General features: G+C 73.5%; 24 protein-coding genes. 15 read left to right on the plus strand and 9 right to left on the minus strand.

All coding sequences use genetic code 11. The features are described from left to right. The first annotated feature begins 102 nt into the window (after positions 1–102). Entirely contained in the window at positions 103–1680 is a 1578-nt protein-coding gene (gene miaB / locus J2X26_RS13505) for a tRNA (N6-isopentenyl adenosine(37)-C2)-methylthiotransferase MiaB (RefSeq protein WP_307493003.1), read from the plus strand. A 3-nt stretch (positions 1681–1683) separates the two neighbouring features. Here the strand turns inward: miaB and J2X26_RS13510 are convergent, their stop codons facing one another. Then, complete coding sequence (locus tag J2X26_RS13510; protein WP_055922050.1) at positions 1684–2205, minus strand: YbjN domain-containing protein; 522 nt, start codon at positions 2203–2205, stop codon at positions 1684–1686. Then, positions 2202–2798 (minus strand): YbjN domain-containing protein, encoded by a 597-nt coding sequence (locus J2X26_RS13515; protein ID WP_307493004.1) that lies wholly within the window; start codon positions 2796–2798, stop codon positions 2202–2204. The genes J2X26_RS13510 and J2X26_RS13515 overlap by 4 nt, the downstream gene beginning before the upstream one ends. A gap of 77 nt (positions 2799–2875) precedes the next feature. On the opposite strand from J2X26_RS13515, the gene J2X26_RS13520 reads away from it, so the two are divergent. The 5 genes from J2X26_RS13520 to J2X26_RS13540 are packed head-to-tail and all read left to right on the plus strand — an operon-like array spanning position 2876 to position 6399. Then, a complete protein-coding gene (locus J2X26_RS13520) occupies positions 2876–3601 on the plus strand; it encodes a hypothetical protein (protein WP_307493005.1) in 726 nt (241 codons plus the stop codon). Between the two features lie 38 nt (positions 3602–3639). Beyond that, a complete protein-coding gene (locus J2X26_RS13525; protein WP_307493006.1) occupies positions 3640–4155 on the plus strand; it encodes a YbjN domain-containing protein in 516 nt (171 codons plus the stop codon). Between the two features lie 5 nt (positions 4156–4160). After that, positions 4161–5117, plus strand: coding sequence for a tRNA (adenosine(37)-N6)-dimethylallyltransferase MiaA (gene miaA, locus J2X26_RS13530; RefSeq protein ID WP_307493007.1), 957 nt, complete (start codon positions 4161–4163; stop codon positions 5115–5117). Further along, on the plus strand, positions 5114–6070 hold the full coding sequence (dapF, locus tag J2X26_RS13535) for a diaminopimelate epimerase (RefSeq protein WP_307493008.1): 957 nt from the start codon (positions 5114–5116) through the stop codon (positions 6068–6070). Before miaA ends, dapF begins: the two co-directional genes overlap by 4 nt. A gap of 5 nt (positions 6071–6075) precedes the next feature. Next, on the plus strand, positions 6076–6399 hold the full coding sequence (locus J2X26_RS13540; protein WP_307493009.1) for a thioredoxin family protein: 324 nt from the start codon (positions 6076–6078) through the stop codon (positions 6397–6399). On the opposite strand, the gene J2X26_RS13545 is transcribed toward J2X26_RS13540, so the two are convergent. Then, entirely contained in the window at positions 6348–7727 is a 1380-nt protein-coding gene (locus J2X26_RS13545; RefSeq protein WP_307493011.1) for an MFS transporter, read from the minus strand. The genes J2X26_RS13540 and J2X26_RS13545 overlap by 52 nt on opposite strands. After that, complete coding sequence (locus J2X26_RS13550; RefSeq protein WP_307493012.1) at positions 7724–8329, minus strand: class I SAM-dependent methyltransferase; 606 nt, start codon at positions 8327–8329, stop codon at positions 7724–7726. Before J2X26_RS13550 ends, J2X26_RS13545 begins: the two co-directional genes overlap by 4 nt. A 106-nt stretch (positions 8330–8435) precedes the next feature. On the opposite strand from J2X26_RS13550, the gene hflX reads away from it, so the two are divergent. Genes hflX through J2X26_RS13565 form a run of 3 tightly spaced genes read left to right on the plus strand, consistent with a single transcriptional unit; the run spans position 8436 to position 13069 of the window. Continuing rightward, positions 8436–9956 (plus strand): GTPase HflX, encoded by a 1521-nt coding sequence (hflX, locus tag J2X26_RS13555; RefSeq protein WP_307493014.1) that lies wholly within the window; start codon positions 8436–8438, stop codon positions 9954–9956. 29 nt (positions 9957–9985) lie between these two features. Then, a complete protein-coding gene (locus J2X26_RS13560; RefSeq protein WP_307493016.1) occupies positions 9986–12058 on the plus strand; it encodes an ATP-dependent DNA helicase in 2073 nt (690 codons plus the stop codon). A gap of 9 nt (positions 12059–12067) precedes the next feature. Beyond that, entirely contained in the window at positions 12068–13069 is a 1002-nt protein-coding gene (locus tag J2X26_RS13565) for an L-lactate dehydrogenase (protein ID WP_307493017.1), read from the plus strand. A 68-nt stretch (positions 13070–13137) separates the two neighbouring features. Here the strand turns inward: J2X26_RS13565 and lexA are convergent, their stop codons facing one another. Beyond that, positions 13138–13890 carry a transcriptional repressor LexA gene (lexA, locus tag J2X26_RS13570; protein WP_439897855.1) on the minus strand — a complete coding sequence of 251 codons (753 nt, stop codon included), beginning with the start codon at positions 13888–13890 and terminating at the stop codon, positions 13138–13140. Between the two features lie 172 nt (positions 13891–14062). After that, the gene (locus J2X26_RS13575; protein WP_307493018.1) at positions 14063–14224 is read right to left on the minus strand and encodes a hypothetical protein; all 162 of its coding nucleotides are present in this window, start codon (positions 14222–14224) and stop codon (positions 14063–14065) included. Here J2X26_RS13575 and J2X26_RS13580 point away from each other — a divergent pair. From J2X26_RS13580 to J2X26_RS13590, 3 genes are all read left to right on the plus strand, one after another. Beyond that, complete coding sequence (locus J2X26_RS13580) at positions 14208–14606, plus strand: LysM peptidoglycan-binding domain-containing protein (RefSeq protein WP_307493020.1); 399 nt, start codon at positions 14208–14210, stop codon at positions 14604–14606. The two genes, J2X26_RS13575 and J2X26_RS13580, sit on opposite strands and share 17 nt — an antisense overlap. Positions 14607–15021: 415 nt before the next feature. Then, positions 15022–15546: a transcriptional regulator NrdR gene (gene nrdR, locus J2X26_RS13585; RefSeq protein WP_307493021.1), complete on the plus strand. Its 525-nt coding sequence runs from the start codon at positions 15022–15024 to the stop codon at positions 15544–15546. Between the two features lie 130 nt (positions 15547–15676). Continuing rightward, a complete protein-coding gene (locus J2X26_RS13590) occupies positions 15677–17596 on the plus strand; it encodes a S9 family peptidase (RefSeq protein ID WP_307493023.1) in 1920 nt (639 codons plus the stop codon). A gap of 1 nt (position 17597) precedes the next feature. On the opposite strand, the gene J2X26_RS13595 is transcribed toward J2X26_RS13590, so the two are convergent. Next, positions 17598–18620: an aldo/keto reductase gene (locus J2X26_RS13595; RefSeq protein WP_307493025.1), complete on the minus strand. Its 1023-nt coding sequence runs from the start codon at positions 18618–18620 to the stop codon at positions 17598–17600. 113 nt (positions 18621–18733) lie between these two features. On the opposite strand from J2X26_RS13595, the gene J2X26_RS13600 reads away from it, so the two are divergent. Beyond that, positions 18734–18934: a DUF5302 domain-containing protein gene (locus J2X26_RS13600; protein ID WP_055922009.1), complete on the plus strand. Its 201-nt coding sequence runs from the start codon at positions 18734–18736 to the stop codon at positions 18932–18934. Between the two features lie 60 nt (positions 18935–18994). Here J2X26_RS13600 and serA read toward each other — a convergent pair whose 3' ends face one another. Beyond that, a complete protein-coding gene (gene serA, locus J2X26_RS13605; RefSeq protein WP_307493028.1) occupies positions 18995–20194 on the minus strand; it encodes a phosphoglycerate dehydrogenase in 1200 nt (399 codons plus the stop codon). 81 nt (positions 20195–20275) lie between these two features. Beyond that, entirely contained in the window at positions 20276–22513 is a 2238-nt protein-coding gene (locus tag J2X26_RS13610) for a HelD family protein (RefSeq protein ID WP_307493029.1), read from the minus strand. A 251-nt stretch (positions 22514–22764) separates the two neighbouring features. On the opposite strand from J2X26_RS13610, the gene J2X26_RS13615 reads away from it, so the two are divergent. Then, positions 22765–23946 carry a PP2C family protein-serine/threonine phosphatase gene (locus J2X26_RS13615; RefSeq protein ID WP_307493031.1) on the plus strand — a complete coding sequence of 394 codons (1182 nt, stop codon included), beginning with the start codon at positions 22765–22767 and terminating at the stop codon, positions 23944–23946. Further along, entirely contained in the window at positions 23943–25505 is a 1563-nt protein-coding gene (locus tag J2X26_RS13620) for a sensor histidine kinase (protein ID WP_307493032.1), read from the plus strand. The genes J2X26_RS13615 and J2X26_RS13620 overlap by 4 nt, the downstream gene beginning before the upstream one ends. Positions 25506–25511 lie beyond the last annotated feature (6 nt).

Consider the following 25511-nt stretch of genomic DNA (forward strand, 5'->3'; position numbering starts at 1 on the left):
TGCCCGATCTGGCGAGCCGCGACGGTCACGGTTCGGCAACGTACCCGTCAAGCATGAGCCCAGGTGAGGGGCGCATGACGAGCGGCCGTACCCTTGTCGGTGATGTCCACGACCCTGCCCGCCGTCCTGCCCGACGCCTCGACCCCTGAGCGCGACGGCGCTGCGCGCACCTATCTGGTCAAGACCCTCGGCTGCCAGATGAACGTGCACGACTCGGAGCACATGGCCGGGATGCTGGAGCAGGCCGGCTACGTCGCGGCCAGCCCGGTGCAGGCCGCCGCGGAGGACGCGGACGTCATCGTCATCAACACGTGCGCGGTCCGCGAGAACGCGGCCGACAAGCTCTACGGCAACCTCGGCCGGCTCGCCGCCTCCAAGCGGGCGCGGCCCGGTATGCAGATCGCGGTCGGTGGCTGTCTCGCGCAGAAGGACCGCGCGGGCATCGTCGAGCGGGCGCCGTGGGTCGACGTCGTGTTCGGCACGCACAACCTCGACGTCCTGCCGGTGCTGCTGGAGCGCGCGCGCCACAACGCCGAGGCGCAGGTCGAGATCGAGGAGTCGCTCAAGGTCTTCCCCAGCACGCTGCCCACGCGTCGCGAGTCGGTCTACGCGGGCTGGGTGTCCATCAGCGTCGGCTGCAACAACACGTGCACCTTCTGCATCGTCCCGCACCTGCGCGGCAAGGAGCGGGACCGCCGGCCGGGGGAGATCCTCGCCGAGGTCGAGGCGCTCGTGTCCCAGGGCGCCATCGAGGTGACGCTGCTGGGGCAGAACGTGAACTCCTACGGCGTCGAGTTCGGGGACCGCGGCGCGTTCGCGCGGCTGCTGCGTGCCGCCGGTGCGATCGAGGGCCTCGAGCGGGTGCGCTTCACGTCCCCGCACCCGGCCGCGTTCACCGACGACGTGATCGAGGCGATGGCCCAGACACCGACCGTCATGCCGCAGCTGCACATGCCGCTGCAGTCGGGCTCCGACCGCATCCTGCGGGCCATGCGCCGCTCGTACCGGTCGGAGAAGTTCCTCGGCATCCTCGACCGCGTGCGGGCCGCGATGCCGGACGCGGCGATCACCACCGACATCATCGTGGGCTTCCCGGGGGAGACCGAGGAGGACTTCGCCGAGACCCTGCGCGTCGTGGAGGCGTCCCGGTTCGCCTCCGCCTTCACGTTCCAGTACTCGCCCCGTCCGGGGACCCCGGCGTTCGACCTCACCGACGAGGTTCCCAAGGCGGTCGTGCAGGAGCGCTTCCTGCGGCTCACGGCCCTGCAGGACCGCATCGCGCACGAGGAGAACCTGGCGCAGGTGGGTCGGACGGTGGAGGTGCTGGTCGCCGAGGCGGAGGGTCGCAAGGACGACGCCACGCACCGCGTCACCGGACGCGCCGCCGACAACCGCCTGGTGCACCTGGCCCTGCCGGCCGGCGGCGGCGACGTGCCTCGTCCGGGTGACCTGGTGTCCGTGACCGTCACGCACGCCGCGCCGTACCACCTGGTGGCCGACTCCGCGCTGACGGGCGGCACGTTCACCGTGCGACGCACGGCGGCCGGCGACGCGTGGGACCGGCGGCAGAACGGTCAGGACGAGCACAGCCATGGTGGCGCGGGCGACTCCTGCGGTACAGGCGGTCCGGCCGGACCGGTCGTACTGGGCCTGCCGACGATCGGGCTCGCGCGCCGCTGACGCTCAGTTGTCCGGCACGTCCGGTGGCGGCGCGTCGTCGCGGGGGAGCACGGCCTCGAGCGACGAGAACATCTGCACACCCGTGCCCAGCCCGCAGGCGAGCAGCTGCGCCAGCTGCGGCTCGGTGACCCCGGGCTCGAAGTCGGCCGACACCTCGCTGTAGAGGGCGAGCACGCCCTCCTCCTCGCGCAGGTACGCCTTGGGCCAGATCCGCTCGCGGTTCCAGTCGTTGACGGCCAGGGACGCGATCTCGCGCTGGTCGAGCTGGAGGCTCCGGTGCCAGCGGCCGCGGACCTGGAGGATCTCCTGCTGCTCGCCGAGGAGCAGGAACCAGAAGCGGCTCCCGTCCCACGTGCCCGTCAGGTCGCCGTCGTCGTCGACCACGAACCGGTAGCCGCGGGCGACCAGGTAGTCCGCGATCCGTTCCCGGGTCAGCGGAGCGGGCGGCTCGTCGTCGGGCGTGGGTCGCTTGGTCGGCTTGGGCAGCCCGCCGAGCACCCGCAGCAGCCAGCCCGGCCCGCTCACGGGGCGACTCCTGCCGGGTCGGGGTACCGCTCGTCGAGGGCGTCGAAGAACATGCTCCCGGTGGACAGGCCGCAGAAGAGCATCTGGCTCAGCTGGGCGTCCGTGGCGCCGTGCTCGAGGTCGGTCGCCACCTCGGAGACCACGTGCACGCGGCCGTTGTCCCGGACGCGGACGTACGCCTTGGGCCAGATCCGGTCGGCGTTCCACTCGTTGCAGACGTCGAGCACCTCCTCGAGCCGCTCGATCGCCACCTCCCGGTGCCACTGGCCGCGCACCTGGAGGATCTCCGACTTCTCGCCGAACAGGAAGAAGTAGAAGAGCCGGCCGCGCCACAGGCCGCCCAGGTCACCGTCGTTGTCGACGAAGTAGCTGAACTGGTTGTTGGTCATCCACGCGGCGATCCGGGCCGGCGTCACGTCGGACGGGAGGTCCGCGGCGGGCTCGGCGACCCCCAGCTCACGGGCGAGCAGCTCGGCGACGCGGTCGTGCAGCTCGTCGTCGGCAGGCTCGAGCGCAGAACCCGCGTCCGAGGCAGCCGCAGGCCGCGGACGCCCCAGCCACCAGCGTCGTGCACGATCCCCGAGCGACCCCATGCGCACGACAGTACCGGCGGTCGGCCACACCGGGGTGCCGTCATTCGGGTGGCGGAGGTCTCCCGTAGGTTCGGGGCATGCTCGTCGTCGCCGCCCTCGTCCCGGACACCGCGCTCCTCGTCCCGGGCACCGCCGGCGACGCGGACGTGCTCGTCGGGCTGCGTACCGCGGCCGTCGAGGCGGTGACCGAGGTCGTCGACGCCGACGTCGCCACGATCGTCGTGGTGGCGCCCGGCCCGGTCGCGCGCGAGCTCGCCGGGACGGTCCGTCCGTCCCTCGGGGCCGCGGGGGTGCCCGACGAGTCGCTCTGGTGGCCGCCCGAGACCGTGGAGCTCCCGGGGCACGGTCAGGACGCGCCGGCCGTCCCGAGCGCGGTCGGTCTCCACCTGCTCGCGCGGGCGCGGCGGCACACCGGTCTGCGGGTGGTCGAGGTGTCCGGGCGGCAGAGCGCGGAGGCCCTGGCGGACCTCGGACGTGCGCTCGTGGGCGACGGGCCGACCGGGCTGGTCGTCGTGGGTTCCGGCAGCGGCCGGCACGGACCCGACGCCCCGCTCGCGGACGACGAGCGGGCTCCCGGCCACGACGCGCGCGTGCTGGCCGACCTCGCGGACGCCGGTCCGGAGGCCCGGGCGCGGCTCGCGGCCGACGACGCCGACCTCGCCGCCGAGCTGGCGGTCCGGGGCTGGGCGCCGTGGCAGGTGCTCCTGGGTGCAGCAGGAGAGCGGCCGGTGCGGTCTCGCGTGCTCGCCGAGTCGACCGAGCTCGGGGCACATCACGCTGTCCTGGTCTGGGACGCCCGGTAGGGTCTCTCGCTGTCCGTCCACGAGCCCCCGAGGTCCTGATGTCACCCGCCGAGCACGAGCCCACCACCCTGCCGCCGCTGACGACCGCACGGATCGCCGAGAGGCTCGACGCGCGCGGGTCGGTCTACGGCACGGACAAGGACGGCGACCTCGTGGGCCGCTGGGACGGTCACCCGTTCTGGTTCATCACGCTGGGCCGCGCGAAGGAGTACCTGCAGGTCCGTGGTCGCTGGGCGCGCCAGGTCCCCGGCACCGAGTTCGGCAACGTGCTCCTGGGCGCGAACGCGTGGTCCGAGACGATGGTCTGGCCCAAGATCTTCGTGCGGATCGAGGGCGAGCAGGTGGCCGTCTACACCGAGCACACCGTGGACTACGAGCACGGCCTCACCGACGAGCAGCTGGACCTGCACCTGACCGTCGGGATCGCCAGCGCGCTGCGCTTCTTCGCCGGGCTCGATGAGAAGTACCCCGACGCGGTCTTGACCGTGCCCCTCGCGCCCGCGTCTCAGGACCCAGTCGCCTACACCGACCCCGCCCGACCGACCCTGGACTGACGCCGATGACCCTCGTGGTCGCGCTCGTCGGCCCGACGGCGACCGGCAAGTCCGACCTCGGGCTGGCGCTCGCGCACGCACTGGGCGGCGAGGTCGTGAACGCCGACGCCATGCAGCTCTACCGCGGCATGGACATCGGCACCGCCAAGCTCTCCCCCGACGAGCGGCAGGGCGTCCCGCACCACCTCCTGGACGTCCTGGACGTGCACGAGGACGCCTCGGTCGCCGACTACCAGGCACGCGCCCGCTCGGCGCTCGAGGAGATCGAGGGACGCGGCCACCGGTCCGTCGCCGTCGGCGGCTCGGGCCTGTACGTCCGGGCACTCCTGGACCACATGGAGTTCCCCGGGACCGACGCCGAGATCCGGGAACGGCTCGAGGACCGCGTCGAGGCCGAGGGCGCCCGGGCGCTGCACGCCGAGCTCGCGGCAGCGGACCCGGTGGCGGCCGACGGGATCGGCCCGCGCAACGCACGGCGGATCGTGCGCGCGCTGGAGGTCATCGAGATCACCGGCCGCCCGTACTCCGCGAGCCTCCCGCAGCACGTCTACGAGGTGCCGGCGGTGCAGATCGGCCTGGACTGCGACCGGGCGGTGCTGGACGCGCGGATCACGGAGCGCGTCGAGCGGATGTGGTCGCGCGGGCTCGTCGACGAGGTCGAGCACCTGCGCGAGCACGGGCTGGGTCGCACGGCGTCGCGGGCCGTGGGCTACGCCGAGGTCCTCGCGATGCTCCGCGACGAGCTCACGCCGGAGGAGGCGCGGGCCGCGGTCGCCGCCGGCACCCGTCGTCTCGCGCGCAAGCAGATGGGCTGGTTCGGCCGGGACCCGCGGGTGCACTGGCTGGACGCGCAGGACCCGGACCTCGTCGAGCGTGCGCTCGCGCTCGTCGCCTCCGCGGACGCCGGTGACCTGGGGCTCGCCACGGACGACCCGGCCCCACGACGTAGCCTGGGCTCATGACCGTGGTGGCCGCCCCGACGCTGCACGTGACCAAGGGTCACGGCACCCAGAACGACTTCGTGCTGCTCGACGACCGGGACGCGCGCGTCGACCTGTCGGCCGCGCTGGTCCGCGGGCTGGCCGACCGCCGGGCCGGCGTCGGTGGCGACGGGGTCATCCGGGTCGTCGCCAGCGAGCACCTGCCCGAGGGTGCCGCAGCGCTGGCGGAGGACCCCGACGCCCGCTGGTTCATGGACTACCGCAACGCCGACGGCTCGGTCGCGGAGATGTGCGGCAACGGGGTCCGGGTGTTCGCCGCCTACCTGGAGCGCCTCGGGCTGTGGGACGCGGCCGACGGCGAGCTCGCGCTCGGCACGCGCGCGGGGGTGCGCCGAGTCCGCCGCGTTCCGGTACCCGCCGAGGTCGGCGACGACGTCTGGTACGCCGTGGACATGGGCCGCTGGCACCTGCCCGGCGGGTCGCAGGCGGTGCGCGACGGCGCCGACGCGGAGGTCGTCGTCGCGGGTCTCGAGGTCGCGCGCGCGGGACTGAGCGTCGACGTCGGCAACCCGCACGTGGTCCTCGCGCTCGGTGACGAGGACGAGCTCGGCGCAGCCGACCTCACGCGGGCGCCCGAGGTCACACCGGTGCCTCCGCACGGCACGAACGTCGAGCTCGTGGTCCCGCTCGGTGAGCACGAGGCAGCGGACGGGTCGCTGGTCGGCCGGGTCCGGATGCGCGTGCACGAGCGTGGCGTGGGGGAGACCCGGTCCTGCGGGACGGGCGCGTGCGCGGCCGCCCTGGCGGTCCGCACGTGGGCCGGAGCAGGAGCGCCCGACGTCTGGTTGGTCGACGTGCCCGGTGGCACCGTCCGCGTGAGCGTCCTGCCGGACGGGCACGTCGAGCTGGCCGGCCCCGCGGTGCTCGTGGCCGCGGCCGACGTCGACCTCGCGGCCCTGGTCGCCGGACACTGACGGTCGTGCGCCTGGCCCCCGTAGACCTCGGCGTGCCCCTCGGCGAGCGCGCCACCGTGGTCCAGTTCTCGAGCACGTTCTGCGCGCCGTGCCGCTCGACCCGCTACGTCGTCGAGCGCGCCGTGGCGACGACGGACGGGGTCGCGTACGCCGACCTCGACATCGCCGACCACCTGGCGCTCGGCGAGCGGCTCGGCATCGACGTCACGCCGACGGTCCTCGTGCTCGACGCCCGCGGTGACGTGATCCGTCGCGCGACCGGGGTACCGACGCTCGCTCAGCTGCGCAGCGCGCTCGACGTGGCGTCGTCGGCGGTGCCCTCCAGCTGACGGCGTCCCTCGCCCACCCGGGGTCCGACGAGTGCGGCGCCGGCCGCGAAGACGGCGGCGACCGCCAGGGCAGCGGTGAACGGCGCGTCCGGGCTGCGGTCGGCCGCGGCGAACGCGAGGCCCGTGAGCGCCAGGGCGAGGGCTGCGCCGATCGAGTCGGCGATCGACAGGGCCGAGCTGTTGACGCCCTGCGTGCCGGGGGCGGAGTAGGCGAGCACGAGCACGGTCAGGCGGGAGTACACGAGCCCCATCCCGGCGCCGGCCAGGGTCCAGGACGCGATCGCGACCCCGGGCGGGAGGTGGGCGGCGGCGGTGACCAGCACCCCGGCGACCGAGACGACGACGAGCGCGGAGCCGACGACGACGGCCGTCCGGTGGGGGAGCCGGTCCCCGAGGCGCCCCTGCAGCCAGGACGTCCCGGCCCAGGCGACACCTGCGAACGTCAGGGCGATCCCCGCGGTGGTCGGCGAGAACGCGTACCGCTCGGTGAGCAGGTACGGCAGGTACACCTCGGCGCCCAGGAACGCCCCCGAGACCAGGCCGCGGGTCGCGATGACGCTCGGCAGGCCGCGGGCCGCACGCATGGTGCCGGAGGGGACCACGGCGCGGAGCGCGACGAGGGCGCCCAGCCCGGTGCCGACGGCCACGACGACGGACCACGGCAGCGGGACCTGCGCGGCCAGGTTGAGGCCGAGGACGGCCGCGGCGGCGAGCGCGGCCCAGGCGAGCCGGCCGCGCGGTGCCGCCTCGCCTTGGGTCTCGGGCGGCCCGATCCGGCGCAGCGCCGGGACCAGCATCAGCGTCGTCGGGATGACGAGCAGGGCAACCCCGAGGAACACCCAGCGCCACCCGGCGTGCTGGGCGACCGCACCGGCTCCCGCCGGGCCGACGAGCGACGGGATGATCCAGGCCGCCGCGAACCACGCGAACACCCGCGGGTGCAGCATCGCCGGGTAGAGCCGGGCGACGACGACGTACAGCGCCACCGTCATCGCGCCGCCGCCGAACCCCTGGAGCAGGCGCCCCGCGACGAGGACCTCCATCGACGGTGCAGCGCCGGCGACGAGGATGCCCGCGGTGAACAGCCCGACCGCCACCAGCAGGGGCGTCCGGGGCCCGCTGCGGTCGCTCCACGGACCGGCCAGCACCATGCCGACGACGCCGGTCGCCAGCGGGCCGGCGAACGCGAACGCGTACAGGGAGGCGCCGTCGAGCGCGTCGGAGACGGTCGGCATCACGGTCGTCACGGCCAGCGACTCGAACGCGACCATGAAGATCAGCGCGACCATGCTCCAGGTGGTGGTGCGCAGCTCCCGCCAGTCGCTCATCGGTCGTGCACGGCGAGCACGCGGAACCCCTTAGCGCTCGCGGTCCGGTCCACGGCGACGCCGAGCTCGGTCGCGATCCACCGCTGCAGCGAGTCCGCGCCGAGGTTCTTGCCCACCACCAGGTGCGCCTCGCCGCCGGGGGTGCGACGACCGAGCCAGTGCGTCAGCATCGCGTGCAGCGCGACCTTCCCGACGCGGATCGGCGGGTTGGACCAGATCGCCGCGAAGAGCACGTCGTCGGGCACCTCGTCGGGACGCACGGCGCGCAGGTTGGTCGCGCCGAGGCGTTCCGCGTTGCGACGCGTCAGGTCGAGCGCACGCTCGTTGACGTCGACCGCCCAGACGCGCGCGGCGGGGGACTCCAGGGCCAGCGTGAGCGCGATCGGGCCCCACCCGCAGCCGAGGTCGAGCAGGTCCCCGGTGGCCGGTGGCGCGGGGACCTGGTCGAGGAGCACCCGCGTCCCGAGGTCGACGTGGTCCGGGGAGAAGATCCCTCCGGCGGTCTCGACCTCGACCTCGCGGCCGGCCAGGTGCACGCGCAGCAGCCGGCGCTCGTCGGGGGAGGCCGGCTGTGCCGTGAAGTAGTGGTCCTGCTCGCTCACGGCGCCGACGATACCCACGCGCAGCCGCTCGGCCCGCAGCGAAATACCTCGTGCACTGTCGGCACCCCGTGGGACTCTGGAGGCACCCGACGAGACGAGGAACCCCTTGACCGACGCGCAGCACACCACCAGCCAGACCGAGGACGCCCCGCCGACGCGCTCCGCGCAGGAGGTGGCCGACGACGTCGTGGCCCGTGTGCTCGCCAGGGCAGGGGCCACGCTGCACGCCGGCGCCACGGTGCACTCGTCGTACGACGGGGACCAGCTCGAGCTCGAGGAGCGCACGTCGCTCCGCCGGGTCGCAGGGCTGTCGACCGAGCTCGAGGACGTCACCGAGGTCGAGTACCGCCAGCTGCGGCTGGAGAAGGTCGTCCTCGTCGGTGTCTGGGGCTCCGGCACCGTCACCGACGCCGAGATCTCCCTGCGCGAGCTCGCCCAGCTCGCCGAGACCGCCGGCTCCCAGGTCCTCGACGGGCTGCTCCAGCGCCGCCAGAAGCCGGACCCGGGCACGTACCTCGGCTCGGGCAAGGCAGCCGAGCTGGCCACCCTCGTCGCGGCCGTCGGCGCGGACACCGTGGTCGTCGACGGCGACCTCGCACCGTCGCAGCGCCGCGCGCTGGAGGACATCGTCCGCGTCAAGGTCATCGACCGGACCGCGCTGATCCTCGACATCTTCGCCCAGCACGCCAAGTCCCGGGAGGGCAAGGCGCAGGTCGAGCTCGCGCAGCTGGAGTACCTGCTCCCGCGCCTGCGCGGCTGGGGCGACTCGATGTCCCGGCAGGCAGGTGGCCAGGTCGGCGGCGCGGCCGCGGGCATGGGCTCGCGTGGCCCCGGTGAGACCAAGATCGAGCTCGACCGGCGGCGCATCCGCAACCGCATGGCCAAGCTGCGCCGCGAGATCGCCGCGATGGAGCCGGGCCGCGTCACCAAGCGGGCGTCGCGCAAGAAACACGCGATCCCGTCGGTCGCCATCGCCGGCTACACCAACGCGGGCAAGTCGTCGCTGCTCAACCGGCTGACGCACGCCGGCGTCCTCGTCGAGAACGCGCTGTTCGCGACGCTCGACCCCACCGTCCGGCGCGCTGAGACGGTGGACGGGCGGATCTACACGCTCGCGGACACGGTCGGCTTCGTCCGAGCGCTGCCGCACCAGCTGGTCGAGGCGTTCCGCTCCACCCTGGAGGAGGTCGCGGACGCGGACCTGATCCTGCACGTCGTGGACGCGTCGCACCCCGACCCCGAGGGGCAGATCGCTGCGGTCCGGCACGTGTTCGCGGACATCCCCGGCGCCATGGACGTGCCCGAGATCATCGTGCTGAACAAGGCCGACCTCGCGACGCCCGAGGCGATCGCCCGACTGCGCTCGCGCGAGGTGCACTCGATCGTCGTCTCGGCGCACAGCGGCGAGGGCATCGACGAGCTGCAGGCGCTCGTCGCCGACCAGCTGCCGCGCCCCGGCGTCAGCGTCGACCTGGTCATCCCGTACGACCGTGGCGACCTGGTCAGCCGCGTGCACGAGCACGGCGACATCGAGACCGAGGAGCACACCGCCGACGGCACCGCCCTGCGCGCGCGGGTCGACGCGGGACTGGCTGCCGAGCTGGAAGCTGCACAGCACCGGTCTTGAGCGCGGCCGGCCGCCACTAGGCTGACGCGGTGCCAGACGCCGACCCCTCCGTCGAGAACCTCCTCGACGTCGCGGTCACCGCGCTCGGCGGGGTCCGTCGTGACGGCCAGCACCAGATGGCGGTCGCCGTCGCGGAGACCATCGACAAGGGCGAGCACCTGCTCGTGCAGGCGGGGACGGGTACGGGCAAGTCGCTCGGCTACCTGGTGCCCGCGCTGCGGCACGCGGTCCTCGAGAACGAGCACGTCGTCGTCTCCACCGCGACGCTCGCGCTGCAGCGCCAGATCATCACGCGCGACCTCCCGCTCGTCGCGAAGGCCCTCGAGCCGCACCTGCCACGCACGCCCGCGATCGCCCTGCTCAAGGGCTGGCACAACTACGTGTGCGTGCACAAGGTCGCCGGTGGGTACCCCGACGACGACACGGGCACGCTGTTCGACCTGGGGGACCACGCCGGCGCGGCGGAGCACCCCGCACCGGCGCGCACCGGGGCGTCCGCGTTGTCGGAGAGCCTCGGCGAGCAGGTCCTGCGCCTGCGGGAGTGGGCCGACGAGACCGACACCGGGGACCGCGACGACCTCGTGCCCGGCGTCACGGACCGTGCCTGGCGGCAGGTGTCCATCACCTCGCTGGAGTGCCTGGGCGGCAAGTGCCCGATGCTCGCCGAGTGCTTCCCGGAGAAGGCGAAGGCGGCGTCGCGGGAGGCCGACGTCGTCGTCACCAACCACGCGATGCTCGGCATCGCCGCCTCCGGCTCGCCCGGCGTGCTGCCGGAGCACCAGGTGATCATCGTCGACGAGGCGCACGAGCTGACGGACCGGGTGACGGCGCAGGCGACCTCCGAGCTGTCCGTCGCCACCATCGAGCACGCGGCCCGGCTCGCGCGTCGGCACGGCGGGGTCCCGACGACGGACCTCGACTCGGCCAGCCAGGCGCTGGCGTCCGTGCTCGTCGGGCTGCCGGAGACCCGGTTCCGCGACGGGCTGCCCCCGGCCGCCCGGGACGCCGTCGCCAGCGTGCGCGACGCCACCCGCGCGCTGCTGACGGTGCTCAAGCCGGAGACCGGCCCGAACGCTCCCCCCGAGGGTGGTCGCAAGGTCGCGCAGGCCACGATGCTCGCGCTGTACGAGGTGGCGGACCGGATGGCGGCGGACCCGGAGGACCACCGGCACACCGTCCTGTGGTGCAGCCGCAGCGAGGACCGCCGGGGCTCGGTGCTCACCCGCCTCTACGCCGCGCCGCTCGCGGTCAACGGCCTCATCCGCACCAACCTGCTCGCCGGGCGTTCGGGGGTGCTCACCTCCGCGACGCTCGAGCTCGGCGGCTCGTTCGACCCGATCGCCCGGGCCGTCGGCCTCGAGGTCCGCCCGGACGCCGAACCCGTCGGCCCCACGTCGCTGGCCGGCGAGGCGCCCGCCACGCCGACGGGGGTGCCGTGGCGCGGGCTCGACGTCGGCAGCCCGTTCGACTACCCCCGGCAGGGGATCCTCTATCTCGCCCGGCACCTGCCGAAGCCGGGTCGTGAACCCGCGACGGACGCACAGCTCGACGAGATCGCGGACCTCATCACGGCGGCGGGCGGGCGGACGCTCGGACTGTTCTCGTCGCGCCGCGCGGCCAACGCGGTGGCGGCCGCGATGCGGGAGCGGCTCGACGTCCCGATCCTCGCGCAGGGCGACGACCAGCTGCCGACCCTCGTCTCGCAGTTCATCGCCGACGAGGCCACGTGCCTGTTCGGGACGCTGTCGCTCTGGCAGGGCGTCGACGTCCCGGGCTCGACGTGCCGACTGGTCATCATCGACCGCATCCCCTTCCCCCGGCCGGACGACCCGGTGAGCTCCGCGCGGTCCGACGCGATCGAGAAGGCCGGTGGCAACGGGTTCCTGGCCGTGTCCGCCACGCACGCGGCGCTGCTCCTCGCGCAGGGCGCCGGCCGGCTGATCCGGACCAGCGAGGACCGGGGAGTCGTGGCCGTGCTCGACCCCCGGCTGGCGACCGCGGGGTACGGCAGCTTCCTCACGCGATCGCTGCCGGCGTTCTGGCGCACCACGGACCGTGCTGTGGCCATCTCCGCGCTGCAGAGGCTCGCTGAGGCCGGTTAGCCTCGTCAGATGACCGAGAGCCTAGACATGGAGGACGTGGGCATGGCCCCGTTCCGCAGCGGCCGTCGTACGTCCAAGCTGGCGATCGTCGGGGCGGGGGCCGTCGGGTCGACGATGGCCTACGCGGCGCTCCTGCGCGGTGCGGCCCGGTCCGTGGCTCTCTACGACGTCAACGCGGCGAAGGTCGAGGCCGAGGCGCTGGACCTCGGGCACGGCATCCAGTTCATGCCGATGGCCGAGGTGGTCGGGTCCGACGACATCGCGGTGTGCGCCGACGCCGACGTCGTGATGTTCACGGCCGGCGCCAAGCAGAAGCCCGGTCAGTCACGCCTCGACCTGGCGGAGGCGACCATCGGGCTCGTCCGCACGGTGCTCCCCGCCGTGGTGGAGGTGGCGCCGGACGCCGTCTACGTGATGGTCACCAACCCCGTCGACGTGGTGACCTATGCCGCGCTCCAGATCTCCGGGCTGCCGCCGTCGCAGCTGTTCGGGTCCGGCACCGTCCTCGACTCCTCGCGGCTGCGCTATCTCATCGCGCAGCACACGGGGGTCGCGGTGCAGAACGTGCACGCGTACATCGCGGGGGAGCACGGCGACACCGAGCTGCCGCTGTGGGGGTCGGCGAGCATCGGGTCCGTGCCGCTGCTGGAGTGGACCGGCGCGGGCGGCAGCGGCCCGCTGACCCCGGACGTGCGGGAACGGATCGCGCGCGAGGTCGTCGACTCCGCGTACCGGATCATCGAGGGCAAGGGGGCGACCAACTACGCGGTCGCCCTGGCCGGGTCCCGGATCATCGAGGCGATCGTCAAGGACGAGGGGCGCGTGCTCCCGGTCTCGTCGCTGCTCGACGACTTCCACGGGATCAGCGATGTCTGCCTGTCGGTGCCCGCGATCGTCGGTGCGCACGGGGTCGGTGAGCGGCTGAAGGTCCCGCTGTCGGACGAGGAGCTCGCCGGGCTCCGGTCGTCCGCCGAGGCGGTCCGGTCGGTGGCGAGAAGCTTCGGGTTCTGAGCCGACCCTGCTCGGATGACGCACGCGGGGCCGCACCCCGAGACGGGTGCGGCCCCGCGCGCCGCGTGTCAGAGGCTGCGCAGGACGCTCACGACGCGCCCGAGGATCGTGGACTCGTCGCCCGGGATGGGCGAGTACGCGGGGTTGTGCGGCATGAGCCAGACGTGGCCGTCGATGCGCTTGAAGGTCTTGACCGTGGCCTCGCCGTCGATCATGGCCGCCACGATCTCGCCGTTCTCGGCCACCGGCTGACGCCGGACCACGACCCAGTCGCCGTCGCAGATGGCCGCGTCGATCATGGAGTCGCCGCTGACCTTCAGCAGGAACAGGTCACCGTCGCCGACCAGCTGGCGGGGGAGCGGGAAGACGTCCTCGACGACCTGCTCCGCCAGGATCGGTCCGCCGGCCGCGATCCGGCCGACGACCGGCACGTAGGACGGTGCGGGGAGACGCTCGCCGTCGCCCTCGTCCGGGAACGCGGAGCGGGTGCCGTCCGGAGCCCTCCAGGTGCCGACACCGCGCGAGTCGTCCGCGTGCACGACCTCGATGGCCCGCGGACGGTTGGGGTCGCGGCGCAGGTAGCCCTTGCGCTCGAGCGCCATGAGCTGGTGCTTGACGCTCGACGGGCTGGTGAGGCCGACGGCCTCCCCGATCTCGCGCATGCTCGGCGGGTAGCCCCGGGACTCCACGGAGGACCGGATGGTGTCCAGCACGAGCCGCTGGCGCGCCGTGAGGCCGTCGGCTCCCGGCGCTCCGTCCGGGAGCGTGTGAACCGTCGCCAGGTCCTTCTCGGGCTGGGACGTGTCCCCTGAGTCCGTCACTGCGCTCCTCCTCCGTCCGGCGGCCGCCGTGCAGCACGCCCGGCCTTCTCCGCCTGTACCGCCTCACGACCCCGAGGTCCTGACCTGCGGCGACGGGCGATCCGGCGGGCGTGTCAGTGGCTCGTGGTGCTCTTGTGCTGCATCGCCAGCCTAGGGAAGTCGAGGCTGAAGATCAAACATCTGTTCGATCGTGTCTCGACAGTGTCACCGGATGCTGGTAGACATCGTACAGACGTTCGACGAACAGACGTTCGAGGGCGATGAAGGTGATGGAGCGGTACCCCGGGAAGCCGGGCCGAGCAGGAACGAGGGACGTCATGAGCGCGATGGTCATGGGGCCGGCAGTGTCCGAGCGGGCGTCGTTCCGCGTGAACCCGGCGTCGGGTTCCGCCACGCCAGCTGCACGTCCCTCGGCTCCCTCCGCCGCACACCTGCGGCTCACCGCGCGCGGTCGTGCCGTGCTGTGGATCCTCGCCGCCGTCGCTGTCGCGCTCGTGACCCTGATCGCGAGCCAGGCGTCCGCGGACGGTCCCGTCGCCGCCCAGGAGGTCGTCCGGCACGTCGTGCAGCCGGGGGAGACCCTGTGGCAGATCGCCGAGTCGGTGGCCGCGCCGTCGCAGGACGTCCGTGACGTGGTGGTCGACCTCGTCCGTCTGAACGAGCTCCCCGAGGCCGGCCTCATGGCCGGTCAGGTGATCGTCGTCCCCGCGAGCTGAGCCTCGATCGAGGGACGCCGCGGTTGCCATCCGATCGCCCGGCGGCTAGGTTAGCCTTACCTCACAAGGCGAGCTGGGGGGCTTGCCGGAGGTGTGAGACTCAGGAGTGTGAGCTCGTGAGCTCACCGCAGTGCAGCGCGGCACCGAGGCGAGTCGGTCCGTGACCTGGGACGGGGGCGTCCCCGCGAGAGCGGCCATCTTCGGGTGGCCGCTCTCGTGCGTCGGGGCCCGCGACGGCGGTGCCGACGCCACCGCCGGACGCCGCGCTCGACCGGTCCGTAGCGCCCGGCCAGGCGCCTTGCGACACCGCAGCCCGTGGCCTAGCGTCACGGAGGCGTTCACGACGCGATCGCCGCCGACAGACGTCTGGCCAGATGTCGCGGCGTCGACTCGCCAGCACGAGAAGGGGGCCACCGTGCACTGTCCGTTCTGCCGCCACCCGGACTCCCGGGTCGTCGACTCGCGGACCTCGGACGACGGGTCCACCATCCGGCGACGCCGGCAGTGCCCGCACTGCAACCGCCGCTTCACCACCGTGGAGACCGCGAGCCTGTCGGTCGTCAAGCGCTCCGGCGCCACCGAGCCGTTCAGCCGGGAGAAGATCGCCGGCGGCGTGCGCAAGGCCTGCCAGGGTCGACCGGTGAGCGAGGACGACCTCGCGCTGCTCGCCCAGAAGGTCGAGGAGACGCTCCGCAGCGCAGGCTCGGCGGAGATCGACGCGTACGAGATCGGTCTCGCGATCCTCGGCCCGCTGCGCGAGCTGGACGAGGTCGCCTACCTGCGGTTCGCCAGCGTCTACCAGGCGTTCGACTCCCTCGAGGACTTCGAGGCGGCGATCACGGTGCTCCGCGCGGAGCGTGACTCCGAGCAGGATTCGACGCTGGGAACCGAGCCCGACGGCGAGAGCACGTCGACCGACGAGGACGTCCGCTCCACCTGAGCGGCACCGTCGTCCGACGACTGCAGGTGTCAGCGGCACCACGTAGGTTTCTCGGGTGATTCCTTCTGATCTGCAGCTCCTCCATGTCCCCGGTGGCCCGGCCGTCCTGGCGGACGGCACCCTAGCCGTCGTGTCGGTCGTCCGCCCCGACCTGACCGCCGACGAGTACGTCGGTCACCTCTGGTCGGTCGACCTCGAGGGTGCTAACGCCCCACGCGCACTGACGCGAGGGCACCGCGACACGTCGCCGGAGGTGAGCCCGGACGGCCGGTGGGTCGCATTCCTGCGGGCCGAGCCGGAGGGCAAGCCGCAGGTGCACGTCGTCGAGGCGACCGGCGGCGAGCCGATCCGCCTCACGGACGCACCGCTGGGCGCGTCGGAGCCGCGGTTCTCCCCGGACGGTACGCGCATCGCGTACGTGGCCCGCGTCCCCGAGGAGGGCAGGTATGCCGCTGACGGCAAGCCCGGCAACGAGGACCCGCGGCACATCACCGAGCTGAAGTATCGGTCGGACGGCGTGGGCTTCTTCCGCGACCGCCCCCAGCACGTCTTCGTCGTCGACGTCCCGGTCGACGGCGAGCGCCCGGCGGAGCTCTCCGAGCCGGTGGCACTGACGGCCGGCGACGTCGGCGTGAGCGGGGTGCGCTGGCTGCCGTCGGGGGACGCACTGGTCGGCGTCTCGGCACGGCACGGGTCGCGGGAGTCGGACCTGCGCTCCGACGCGGTGCGTGTCGACGCCTCGCCGAGCGGCGCGCCCGGGGCCCCCGTGCCGCTCACCGACGCGGACGCCGGGAGCACCCTCGGCGTCGACGCCGTCCTCCCGTCCGCCGACGGGAGCACCCTCTGGCTCCTCGCGGGCGACCTCGGGCCGTCGGGACGTGACTTCGTTGCGACCCAGTCAGGCCTCTACCGGCTGGCGCTCGACGGCACCGGCGCGGTGCCCGTACGGCTCACGGACCCGGAGCAGGACCAGGTCACCGCGGTCGTCGCGGAGCTCGACGGCGACCCGTTGGTGGTCGTCGAGCGGCGCGGCGCCGCGCACCTGGTCCGGGTGGCGGCCGACGGCACGGCCACGACGCTCGTCGGCGGCACCCACGTCGTGTCCGGCGCCGCTGTCGCCGGGTCGTCGGGGCGCGTCGTCGCCACGGCGGCGACGCCCACGTCCGCGGGCGAGGTCCTCCTGGTCGATGTCGCTGCGGGGACGGTCGAGGCGCGTACGGACCTGGGCGCCGCGCTGCGTGCCACCGGGCGGACCCGTGTCCCGGTCGAGCTCGTCGCCACCGCGCCGGACGGCTACGAGGTCCACGGCTGGGCGGTGACGCCCGACGAGGAGCGGTACGGCGCCGGACCGCACCCGACGATCCTGATGATCCACGGCGGTCCGTTCGCGCAGTACACGCACGGGCTCTTCGACGAGGTGCAGGTGCTGGCCGAGGCCGGGTACGCGGTCGTCCTGGGCAACCCCCGCGGGTCCTCCGGGTACGGGCGTGCGCACGGGCTCGCGATCCGCCAGGGCTTCGGGACCGTCGACACCGACGACGTGCTCGCTCTGCTCGGCGCGGCCCTGGAGGACCCCGCGCTGGACGGCGAGCGGGTCGGTGTCATGGGCGGCTCGTACGGCGGCTACCTCACCGCGTGGCTGACCACGCGCACGGACCGGTTCGTCGCGGCGGTCGTCGAGCGCGGGTTCCTGGACCCGATCAGCTTCGTCGGGTCCAGCGACATCGGCTGGTTCTTCGGCCTGGAGTACCTCGGGGACACCGGCGACGAGGCCGGTGCCGCCGCGCTGGCCGCACAGTCGCCGATGGCGCACGTCGGCCGGGTCCGGACGCCCACGCTGGTCATCCACTCGGAGCAGGACTGGCGGTGCCCGGTCGAGCAGGGTCAACGCTGGTTCGTCGAGCTGAAGCGGCGAGGGGTCCACGCGGAGCTGCTGCTGTTCCCCGGGGAGGGCCACGAGCTCACCCGGTCGGGCAACCCGAAGCACCGCGCGGTCCGGTTCGAGCACGTGCTGCGGTGGTGGTCGACGCACCTGCCCGTCGAGAGCTGAGTCAGCGGTCGCTCGACCGCACGCCCCACAGGTTGATGCCGGCGTCGACGGCGTGCGGCTCGATCTCGGCGAGCTCGTCGTCCGTCAGAGGCGGGAGGGCGACTGCGGCCAGGTTCTCGTCGAGCTGCGCCGTGGTGCGCGCCCCGACGAGCACGGACGTCACGCGCGGGTCCCGGAGCACCCAGGCGAGCGCCAGCTGAGGCAGCGTCCGACCGCCGGCCCGGGCGATCGCGTCGAGCGCGCGCACGTGGTCGAGGGCCTCGTCGGTAAGCCACTCGGGCCGCAAAGGTCCTCCGCGAGCCGCTCGGGAGTCGGCCGGCACGCCGTGCAGGTAGCGCGTGCTGAGCATGCCCTGGGCGAGCGGGGAGAACGCCACGACGGCCATCGCCGCGTCGCCGGCGACGTCGAGCAGCGACCGGCCGTCGGCACCGGGCTGCTCGACCCACCGGTTGAGCATCGAGTAGGCCGGCTGGTGGACGGCGAGGCGCAGCCCGAGCGACCGGGCGACGGCGAGCGCCTCGACCGTGCGGTCGGCCGAGTACGACGAGATGCCGGTGTGCCGCGCCTTGCCCGAGCGGACGGCCCGGTCGAGCGCACGGAGCGTCTCCTCGAGCGGGGTGGCCGGGTCGAACCGGTGGCTGTAGAACACGTCGACGCAGTCGACGCCCAGGCGGCGCAGCGACTCGTCCAGAGAGGCGCGCAGGTACTTGGCCGACCCGTGCTCCCCGTACGGCCCCGGCCACGCGCGGTAGCCGGCCTTGGTGGTGATGAGCAGCTCCTCGCGGTGCCCGCGCAGGTCGCGGGCGAGCAGGCGGCCGACCGACTCCTCGGCGGCGAACGGCGGCGGACCGTAGTTGTTGGCGAGGTCGAGGTGCACGACCCCGCGCTCGACGGCGTGCAGGACGAGCGTGCGCTGGTCCGCGAACGGTGTCGTCGCGCCGAAGTTCTGCCAGAGGCCCAGGGAGACGACGGGCCAGGACACCCCGCCGGCGCGCCGATGGGGGAGCGGGGTGGCCGGGAGCACCTGCCCGACGCTACCTGGCGTGAGAAGAGGTGGCGCCGCACGCGTGAGTCGGTCAGGCTGGGCAGGTCGCGGGCGCAGACGTCCGCCGACACACAGCATCGAAGGAGACGCCCATGGCCCAGGACGACGACAAGGCGACCACGGAGGCGGCGGTGAGCGACGACACGAAGGCGAAGTTCCGCGAGGCGCTCGAGCGCAAGAAGTCGAACCAGCACCGCACCGCGGACGGCTCGACCAACACCGGTCAGGTGCACGGTTCGGAGACCGCGGGTCCGTCGCAGCGTCGCTTCCAGCGCAAGTCCGGCTCCGCCTGAGCCGCACGACCGAGGGGCCCGACCATCGTCTGGTCGGGCCCCTCCGTCGTGCTCAGGACCTCAGGACAGCAGGCGCAGCCGCACGGACTCCGGGCGGGTCGAGAGCGCGTCGATCACGGCGGGGTCGACCCGCGCACCGGCGTCGGTGACCACGTAGCCGAGCTCGCCGCGGGTCGCGAGCAGCTGGCCCTCGATGTTCACGCCGTGCTCGGCGAGCGTCGCGTTGACCGCGGCCAGCACGCCGGGCACGTTGCGGTGCAGGTAGGCGAGGCGGTGCACACCGGGCTGCTGCTCGAGCGCGAGGTTCGGCAGGTTGACGCTCAGGGTCGTCGACCCCGTGGCCAGGTAGTCGCGGACCTTGTTGGAGACGAACTGGCCGATGGCCTCCTGCGCCTCCTCCGTGGACCCGCCGGTGTGCGGCGTCAGGATGACGTTGGCCAGACCGCGCAGCTCCGACTCGAACGGGTCGCCCTTGCGCTTCGGCTCGACGGGGAACACGTCGACCGCGGCGCCGGCCACGTGCCCGGCGACGATCGCGTCCCGCAGGGCGGCGTAGTCGACGACGAACCCGCGCGAGAGGTTGAGGAACACGGCCCCCGGGCGCATGCGCGCGAACTGCTTGGCGCCGAACAGCCCGGCGTTCCCGCTGCGGCCGTCGACGTGCAGCGTGACGATGTCCGCCGTCTCGAGCAGCTCGTCGAGCGTGCTCATGCGGCGGGCGTTGCCCAGGGCGAGCTTCTCGGCGGTGTCGTAGAAGACGACGGACATGCCGAGGTTCTCCGCCAGCACCGACAGCTGGGTGCCGATGTTGCCGTACCCGATGATGCCGAGCGTGCGGCCACGGATCTCGTGCGCACCCGTCGCCGACTTGTTCCAGATGCCGTCGTGCATGGCCCGGTCGAGCTCGGTCTGGCGACGCGTCAGCGAGATGATGTCCGCGATCGCGATCTCCACCACCGAGCGGGTGTTGGAGAACGGCGCGTTGAACGTCGCGACGCCCCGCGCTGCGGCCTCGGCGAGGTCGATCTGGTTGGTGCCGATGCAGTACGCGCCGATGGCGACCAGGGAGGGCGACGCCGCGAGCACCTCCGCGGTGACGTGCGTCTTGGAGCGGATGCCCAGCAGGTGCACGCCGTCGAGCGCCTCGATCAGCTCGGTCTCGTCGAGCGCCCCGGTGCGGGTCGTCACGTCGAAGCCGGCCGTCTCGAGGATCGAGCGAGCCTGGGGGTGGAGGTTCTCGAGCAGCAGGGCCTTCAGCACGCCCCTATGGTGCGCCCCACGGACCCCGGGGCCTACAGCGGTCCGGCCCTCGGACACGCGTGAGACGCACGCGACGGGCGGTCAGACCCAGCCGCGGGGCAGCGGGCGGTCGTGCAGGACGTGCAGCGCCCGCGTCGGACGGGTCATCGCGACGTACAGGTCGCCCGCGCTCGCGTCGATCACCTCGGCCGGTTCGACGAGCACGACGACGTCGAACTCCAGGCCCTTGGCCTCGCGCGGGCTGAGCACCACGAGCGGCGCGTCGAGGTCCGCCGCGCTCGACCCCGTGCCGAGAGCGGGGCGCAGCCCGGCGTCGCGCAGCGCGGCTCCGATCGCGTCGAGACGAGCGTTCACGGCGATCACCGCGATCCGCCCGGCACCCTCGGCGTCCGTGACCTCGGCGACGAGCTTCTCCGTCCGCTCCGAGATCGCGGACAGGAAGGCCGAGCTGCCGGTGACCCTGGTCACGACCAACGAGTCGTCCACGTCCCGGGCCGACGTCAGCGGGCTCACGGGCAGGTTCGCCGCCACGGCCACCCTGCGGGCGGTGTCGGCGACCTCCGCCGGGGTCCGGTAGTTCACGGTCAGCTCGTTGAGGCGCCACGACGAGCGCAGCACCGGGTCCAGCTGAGCCGCCCAGCTGCGCGCACCCGCGGTCGCGGTGGTCTGCGCGACGTCGCCGACGATCGTCAGCGACCTCGTCGGGACACGACGCAGCAGGGACCGCCAGGCCATCGCCGAGAGCTCCTGCGCCTCGTCGACGACCACGTGCCCGTAGGTCCACGAACGGTCGGCGGCCGCGCGCTCGGCCGTCGTCAGGGTCGGACCGGTCGTCGCGAACCGGTCCGCCAGCATCTCCGCCGACACCATCCCGCCGCTGCCCGTGGACTCGAGCACCTGCCGGGCGTACGCCAGCTCGGAGGCCCGTCGCTCCGTGGCGGCGCGCGCCTCGGCCCGGGCGGCCTGGTCGTCCTCCCCGAGCAGCTCGGCGGCCTCGTCGAGGATCGGGACGTCCGCGGGCGTCCAGGGCGCATCGGCCTCCCGCACGAGCATCGCGCGCTGCTGCGGGCTGAGCTGCGGTGCCGCGGACGCGAGCCGGTGCGGCTTGGACCACAGGTCGGACACCAGCTTCTGCGGCGTGATCGGCATCCACGCCAGGTTGAGCGCGATCCGGATCTCCCGGGTGGAGCGCAGCTCCTCGATGATCTCGCCGCGCTCGTCGGCCGGGACCTCCTGGCCGAGCTGCTGGACGTACTGCTCGGCCAGGCGGCCGAGCATGTCGCGCACGAACGAGACCCGCGCCTGGTTGTGCGGCTTGTGGTTGCGCCGCGCGCGGGCCATCGCGGAGGCGATGTCGTTCGGCCGGATGACCAGGTCGTGGCCCTCGACCCGCACGTGCACGGGCTGCGCCGGGATCCGCTCGCGGTCGCGGACAGCGCGCGCGATCACGCTGCCCCACAGCGCGCGGCCCTTGAGCTCGGCGACGGCCTCGTCCTCCGTGGCCGTCGCCTGGATCCCGGGGTAGAGCTCCGCGACGGTCGTCGTGACGACGCCCGTCTCGCCGAGGGACGGCAGGACCTGGTCGATGTAGCGCAGGAACGTGCGGCTCGGGCCGACCAGCAGGACACCCGAGCGCTCGAGGAGGCGCCGGTGGGCGTACAGCAGGAAGGCCGCCCGGTGCAGGGCCACGGCCGTCTTGCCGGTGCCCGGGCCGCCCTGGACGACGAGCGCACCGCCCAGCTCCGAGCGGATGATCGCGTCCTGCTCGCCCTGGATCGTCGCGACGATGTCGCCCATCCGGCCGGTCCGGCCCGCGGCCAGCCCGGCCAGCAGGGCGCCCTCACCGGACAGCCCGCTCAGCCGTGCGTCGGAGTCCCCGGTCAGGAGGTCGAGGTCGAGCACCTCGTCCTCGACGCTCGTGACGGACCGCCCGCGGGTGACCACGTGCCGACGGCGCACGACGCCGTCGGGGTGCGCGGCGGTGGCCCGGTAGAACGCCTGGGCGGCCGGTGCGCGCCAGTCGGTGAGGAGCTGGGTCTGCTCGGTGTCCGTGAGGCCGAGGCGGCCGATGTACCGACGGCTGTCGTCGTCGAGGTCGAGCCGTCCGAAGACGAGACGCTCCTCGACGGCCTCGAGCTGCGCGATGCGGTCCTCGTACAGCGTCGCGAACGCGTCCCGCTCGCTGCGGTTCTGGGGGGAGCCCGACGGGCCCTCCCGCCGGACGTCGGCCAGACGCGCCCGCGTCTGCGCGCGCAGGTCGTCGAGCCGGCCGTACAGCTGGTCGACGACGCGTTGCTCGACGGCCAGCTCGTTGTCCATGCCTGCCACCTGGGCGATCTCCGTTCCGCCGGGGACACCGGCCGCGCGTACCTCCGCCCCTGCGCACGTCGAGGGACGCGACGCCCGGAGCGGCCGTCCATTATCCGACCTTCGCGGCCCTGTCGCACGCAGCCGACCGGGTGGGGTCTGTCAGCGGGCGGGTGAGATGGCGCGCGGGAGCGGTATGCGACCCCTACGCTTCGGGTGTCCTGTCGAGAAGAGGCAGGTGAACCGTCGGGAGGAGAGGCCCGTTGAGCGACGCACGCACCGCCCCCGGCGACATCCGTCGTGGCACGGTGACGAACCCGGCACCGATCAGGCTGCTGCTCGTCGAGGACGACGAGGGCGACGCGATACTCGTCCGTGAGCACCTGGCCGACGCCGGGCTGCACGTCGACCTGTTGTGGGTCCGCACCCTCGACGAGGCCATCGACCGGCTCCACGTCGACATCGTCCTGCTGGACCTCGGCCTGCCGGACGCGATGGGGATCGCCGCCCTCGAGCGGCTGCTGGCCGCCGGCGCACCCGCGGTCGTCGTGCTCACGGGTCTGGCCGGCACCGACATCGGGCTGGCGGCCGTGGCGGCCGGCGCCCAGGACTACCTCGTCAAGGGCGAGGTCGACGGCGAGACGCTGGGCCGCTCGGTGCGCTACGCCATCCAGCGCCGCCGCCTCGAGGACACCGACCGCGCCCTGTACCGCAGCCTGGTGCGCGCCGAGGAGGTCAACCGGCTGGAGCGGGCGCTGCTGCCGACCCCGTCCGTGGTCGACCAGCGGCTCGAGGTGCGGGTCGGCTACCGCGCAGGCCGTGACGGCGTGCTCGGTGGCGACTTCTACGACGTCGTCGAACGGCCCGACGGCTCCGTCCTCGCGCTCGTGGGCGACGTCTGCGGGCACGGTCCCGACGAGGCGGCGCTCGGTGCGACGCTGCGCACGGCGTGGCGGACGCTGGTGCTCGCCGAGGTGCCGACGGTCGACATCCTGGGGCTGCTCGAACGCGTCCTGATCTCCGAGCGTGCGCGGCCGGAGGTGTTCACCACGGTCTCGATGCTGGACGTCGCCGCGGACCGCGCCTCGGTCGACCTCTACCTCGCCGGGCACCCCGTGCCCCTGCTCCTCGGCGCACCCTCGACCCTCCTGCCGACGCACGGGCGGGGTCGCGCCCTCGGCATCCCGGTCTCCGGCGGCTGGTCGCCGGTCCGGCTGGAGCTCGACCCCTCGTGGCGGATCCTGCTCTACACCGACGGCGTCCTCGAGGCGACCATCGCCGGCGGCACCGACCGCGTCGGCAAGACCGGGCTGCTGCGCATCGTGGACGGTGCCGTCGCGGCTCAGGGCGACCTCGTCGAGCGGGTGCTGCACGACGTCCGCGCGCTGCACGGCGGCGACCTGGTCGACGACGCGGCCGTCGTCGTCCTCGGGTGGCGTGCGTGAGCGCTTCCCCGACGCCCGCGAGGCGTTCGTCGACGCTGCGCCGACGGCTGCGGACCGTGATCGTCGCTGCCGGCCTCGCGCTCCTCGTCGTCTCCCTGGGCACCGTGTTCGTGCTGGTCCGGCTGTTCGACCGCCAGGAGGCCGTCACCGAGACGTACTTCACGGCGATCGCCCAGGCGGACGGCGCGTTCATCCAGCTGGTCGACGCCGAGACCGCGGTGCGCGGGTTCGCGCTCACCGGTGACCCCGTCACGCTCGAGCCCTACGAGCGGTCTATCGCCGACGACCTGTCGTTCCGCACGCTCGCGGCGCGGGCGGCCCAGGGCGAGGACGAGGAGGTCGCCTCCGCGGCACAGGCAGCCGCGGACGCCGCCCGCCGCTGGATCGAGGAGTTCGCGGTCCCGGTGATGGAGGAGGTCCGCACCAACGGCGTCGGGGCGGTGACCACGGAGGAGATCGAGCAGGGCCGCGTGCTCTTCGACGAGGCGCGGGCCACCGCGGAGGACTACGTCGACCTGCTGCGTGACCGACGCGCGGACGCGGTCGACGAGCTCGGGTTGTGGACCATCGTGGCCGCGTGCACCGTCGCGCTGCTCGTCCTCGCGGCGGTCGCCCTCGGCATCGCGCTCTGGGTCACGCTCCGCCGCTGGATCCTCGAGCCGCTCGACGCTCTCGCGGCGGACGCCCGGGCGGTCTCGTCGGGCGAGCTGCGACACCCCGTCGCGACCGTCGGCCCCGGTGAGATCGCCGCGCTCGCGGGCGACGTGGAACGGATGCGCGTCGCGCTCGTCGACCAGGTCCAGGTCCTCGAGGCGTCGCGCGCCGAGATCGCCCTCGCCCACGAGCTCCTCACGGAGCAGGCCGAAGAGCTACGACGGTCCAACCGCGACCTCGAGCAGTTCGCCTACGTCGCGTCGCACGACCTGCAGGAGCCGCTGCGCAAGATCGCCAGCTTCACCCAGCTCCTGCAGAAGCGCTACGGCGGGCAGATGGACGAGCGTGCCGACCAGTACATCGCCTTCGCGGTCGACGGGGCCAAGCGCATGCAGGCGCTCATCCAGGACCTGCTCGGCTTCTCCCGGGTGGGCCGCGTCGGCGGTGAGGTCAGCGACGTCGACCTCGCCGAGGTGCTCGCCGACGCGCTGGACAACCTCAGCGAGTCCGTCGCGGAGTCCGGGGTCGTCGTGACGCACGACGAGCTTCCCGTCGTCCGCGGCGAGCGCCCTCTGCTCGTGCAGCTCTTCCAGAACCTCGTCGGCAACGCGATCAAGTTCCGCGACCCGGCCCGGCCCCCGACGGTCCACCTGTCGGCGCGCCGCGTGGCAGAATCCTGGGAGCTCGAGTGTCGAGACAACGGCATCGGAATCGACCAGCAGTACGCGGAACGGGTGTTCGTCATCTTCCAGCGTCTGCACGCCAAGGACATCTACGAGGGCACCGGCATCGGCCTCTCGTTGTGCAAGAAGATCGTCGAGTTCCACGGCGGTCGCATCTGGATCGAGCAGCCCGACGGCGAGGGCACCAGCATCCGCTGGACCCTTCCCGCCGAAGTCGACTGAGCCCCG

The organism is Cellulomonas humilata, from assembly GCF_030814415.1.
In the GTDB taxonomy this organism is placed as follows: Bacteria; Actinomycetota; Actinomycetes; order Actinomycetales; family Cellulomonadaceae; genus Cellulomonas; species Cellulomonas humilata_A.

Coding starts and splice junctions, on each gene's coding strand:
- miaB (WP_307493003.1), top strand. CDS start 103: ATGTCCACGACCCTGCCCGCCGTCCTGCCCGACGCCTCGACCCCTGAG.
- J2X26_RS13515 (WP_307493004.1), bottom strand. CDS start 2,798: ATGGGGTCGCTCGGGGATCGTGCACGACGCTGGTGGCTGGGGCGTCCG.
- J2X26_RS13520 (WP_307493005.1), top strand. CDS start 2,876: ATGCTCGTCGTCGCCGCCCTCGTCCCGGACACCGCGCTCCTCGTCCCG.
- J2X26_RS13525 (WP_307493006.1), top strand. CDS start 3,640: ATGTCACCCGCCGAGCACGAGCCCACCACCCTGCCGCCGCTGACGACC.
- miaA (WP_307493007.1), top strand. CDS start 4,161: ATGACCCTCGTGGTCGCGCTCGTCGGCCCGACGGCGACCGGCAAGTCC.
- dapF (WP_307493008.1), top strand. CDS start 5,114: ATGACCGTGGTGGCCGCCCCGACGCTGCACGTGACCAAGGGTCACGGC.
- J2X26_RS13545 (WP_307493011.1), bottom strand. CDS start 7,727: ATGAGCGACTGGCGGGAGCTGCGCACCACCACCTGGAGCATGGTCGCG.
- J2X26_RS13565 (WP_307493017.1), top strand. CDS start 12,068: ATGACCGAGAGCCTAGACATGGAGGACGTGGGCATGGCCCCGTTCCGC.
- J2X26_RS13580 (WP_307493020.1), top strand. CDS start 14,208: ATGAGCGCGATGGTCATGGGGCCGGCAGTGTCCGAGCGGGCGTCGTTC.
- J2X26_RS13575 (WP_307493018.1), bottom strand. CDS start 14,224: ATGACCATCGCGCTCATGACGTCCCTCGTTCCTGCTCGGCCCGGCTTC.
- J2X26_RS13600 (WP_055922009.1), top strand. CDS start 18,734: ATGGCCCAGGACGACGACAAGGCGACCACGGAGGCGGCGGTGAGCGAC.
- J2X26_RS13610 (WP_307493029.1), bottom strand. CDS start 22,513: ATGGACAACGAGCTGGCCGTCGAGCAACGCGTCGTCGACCAGCTGTAC.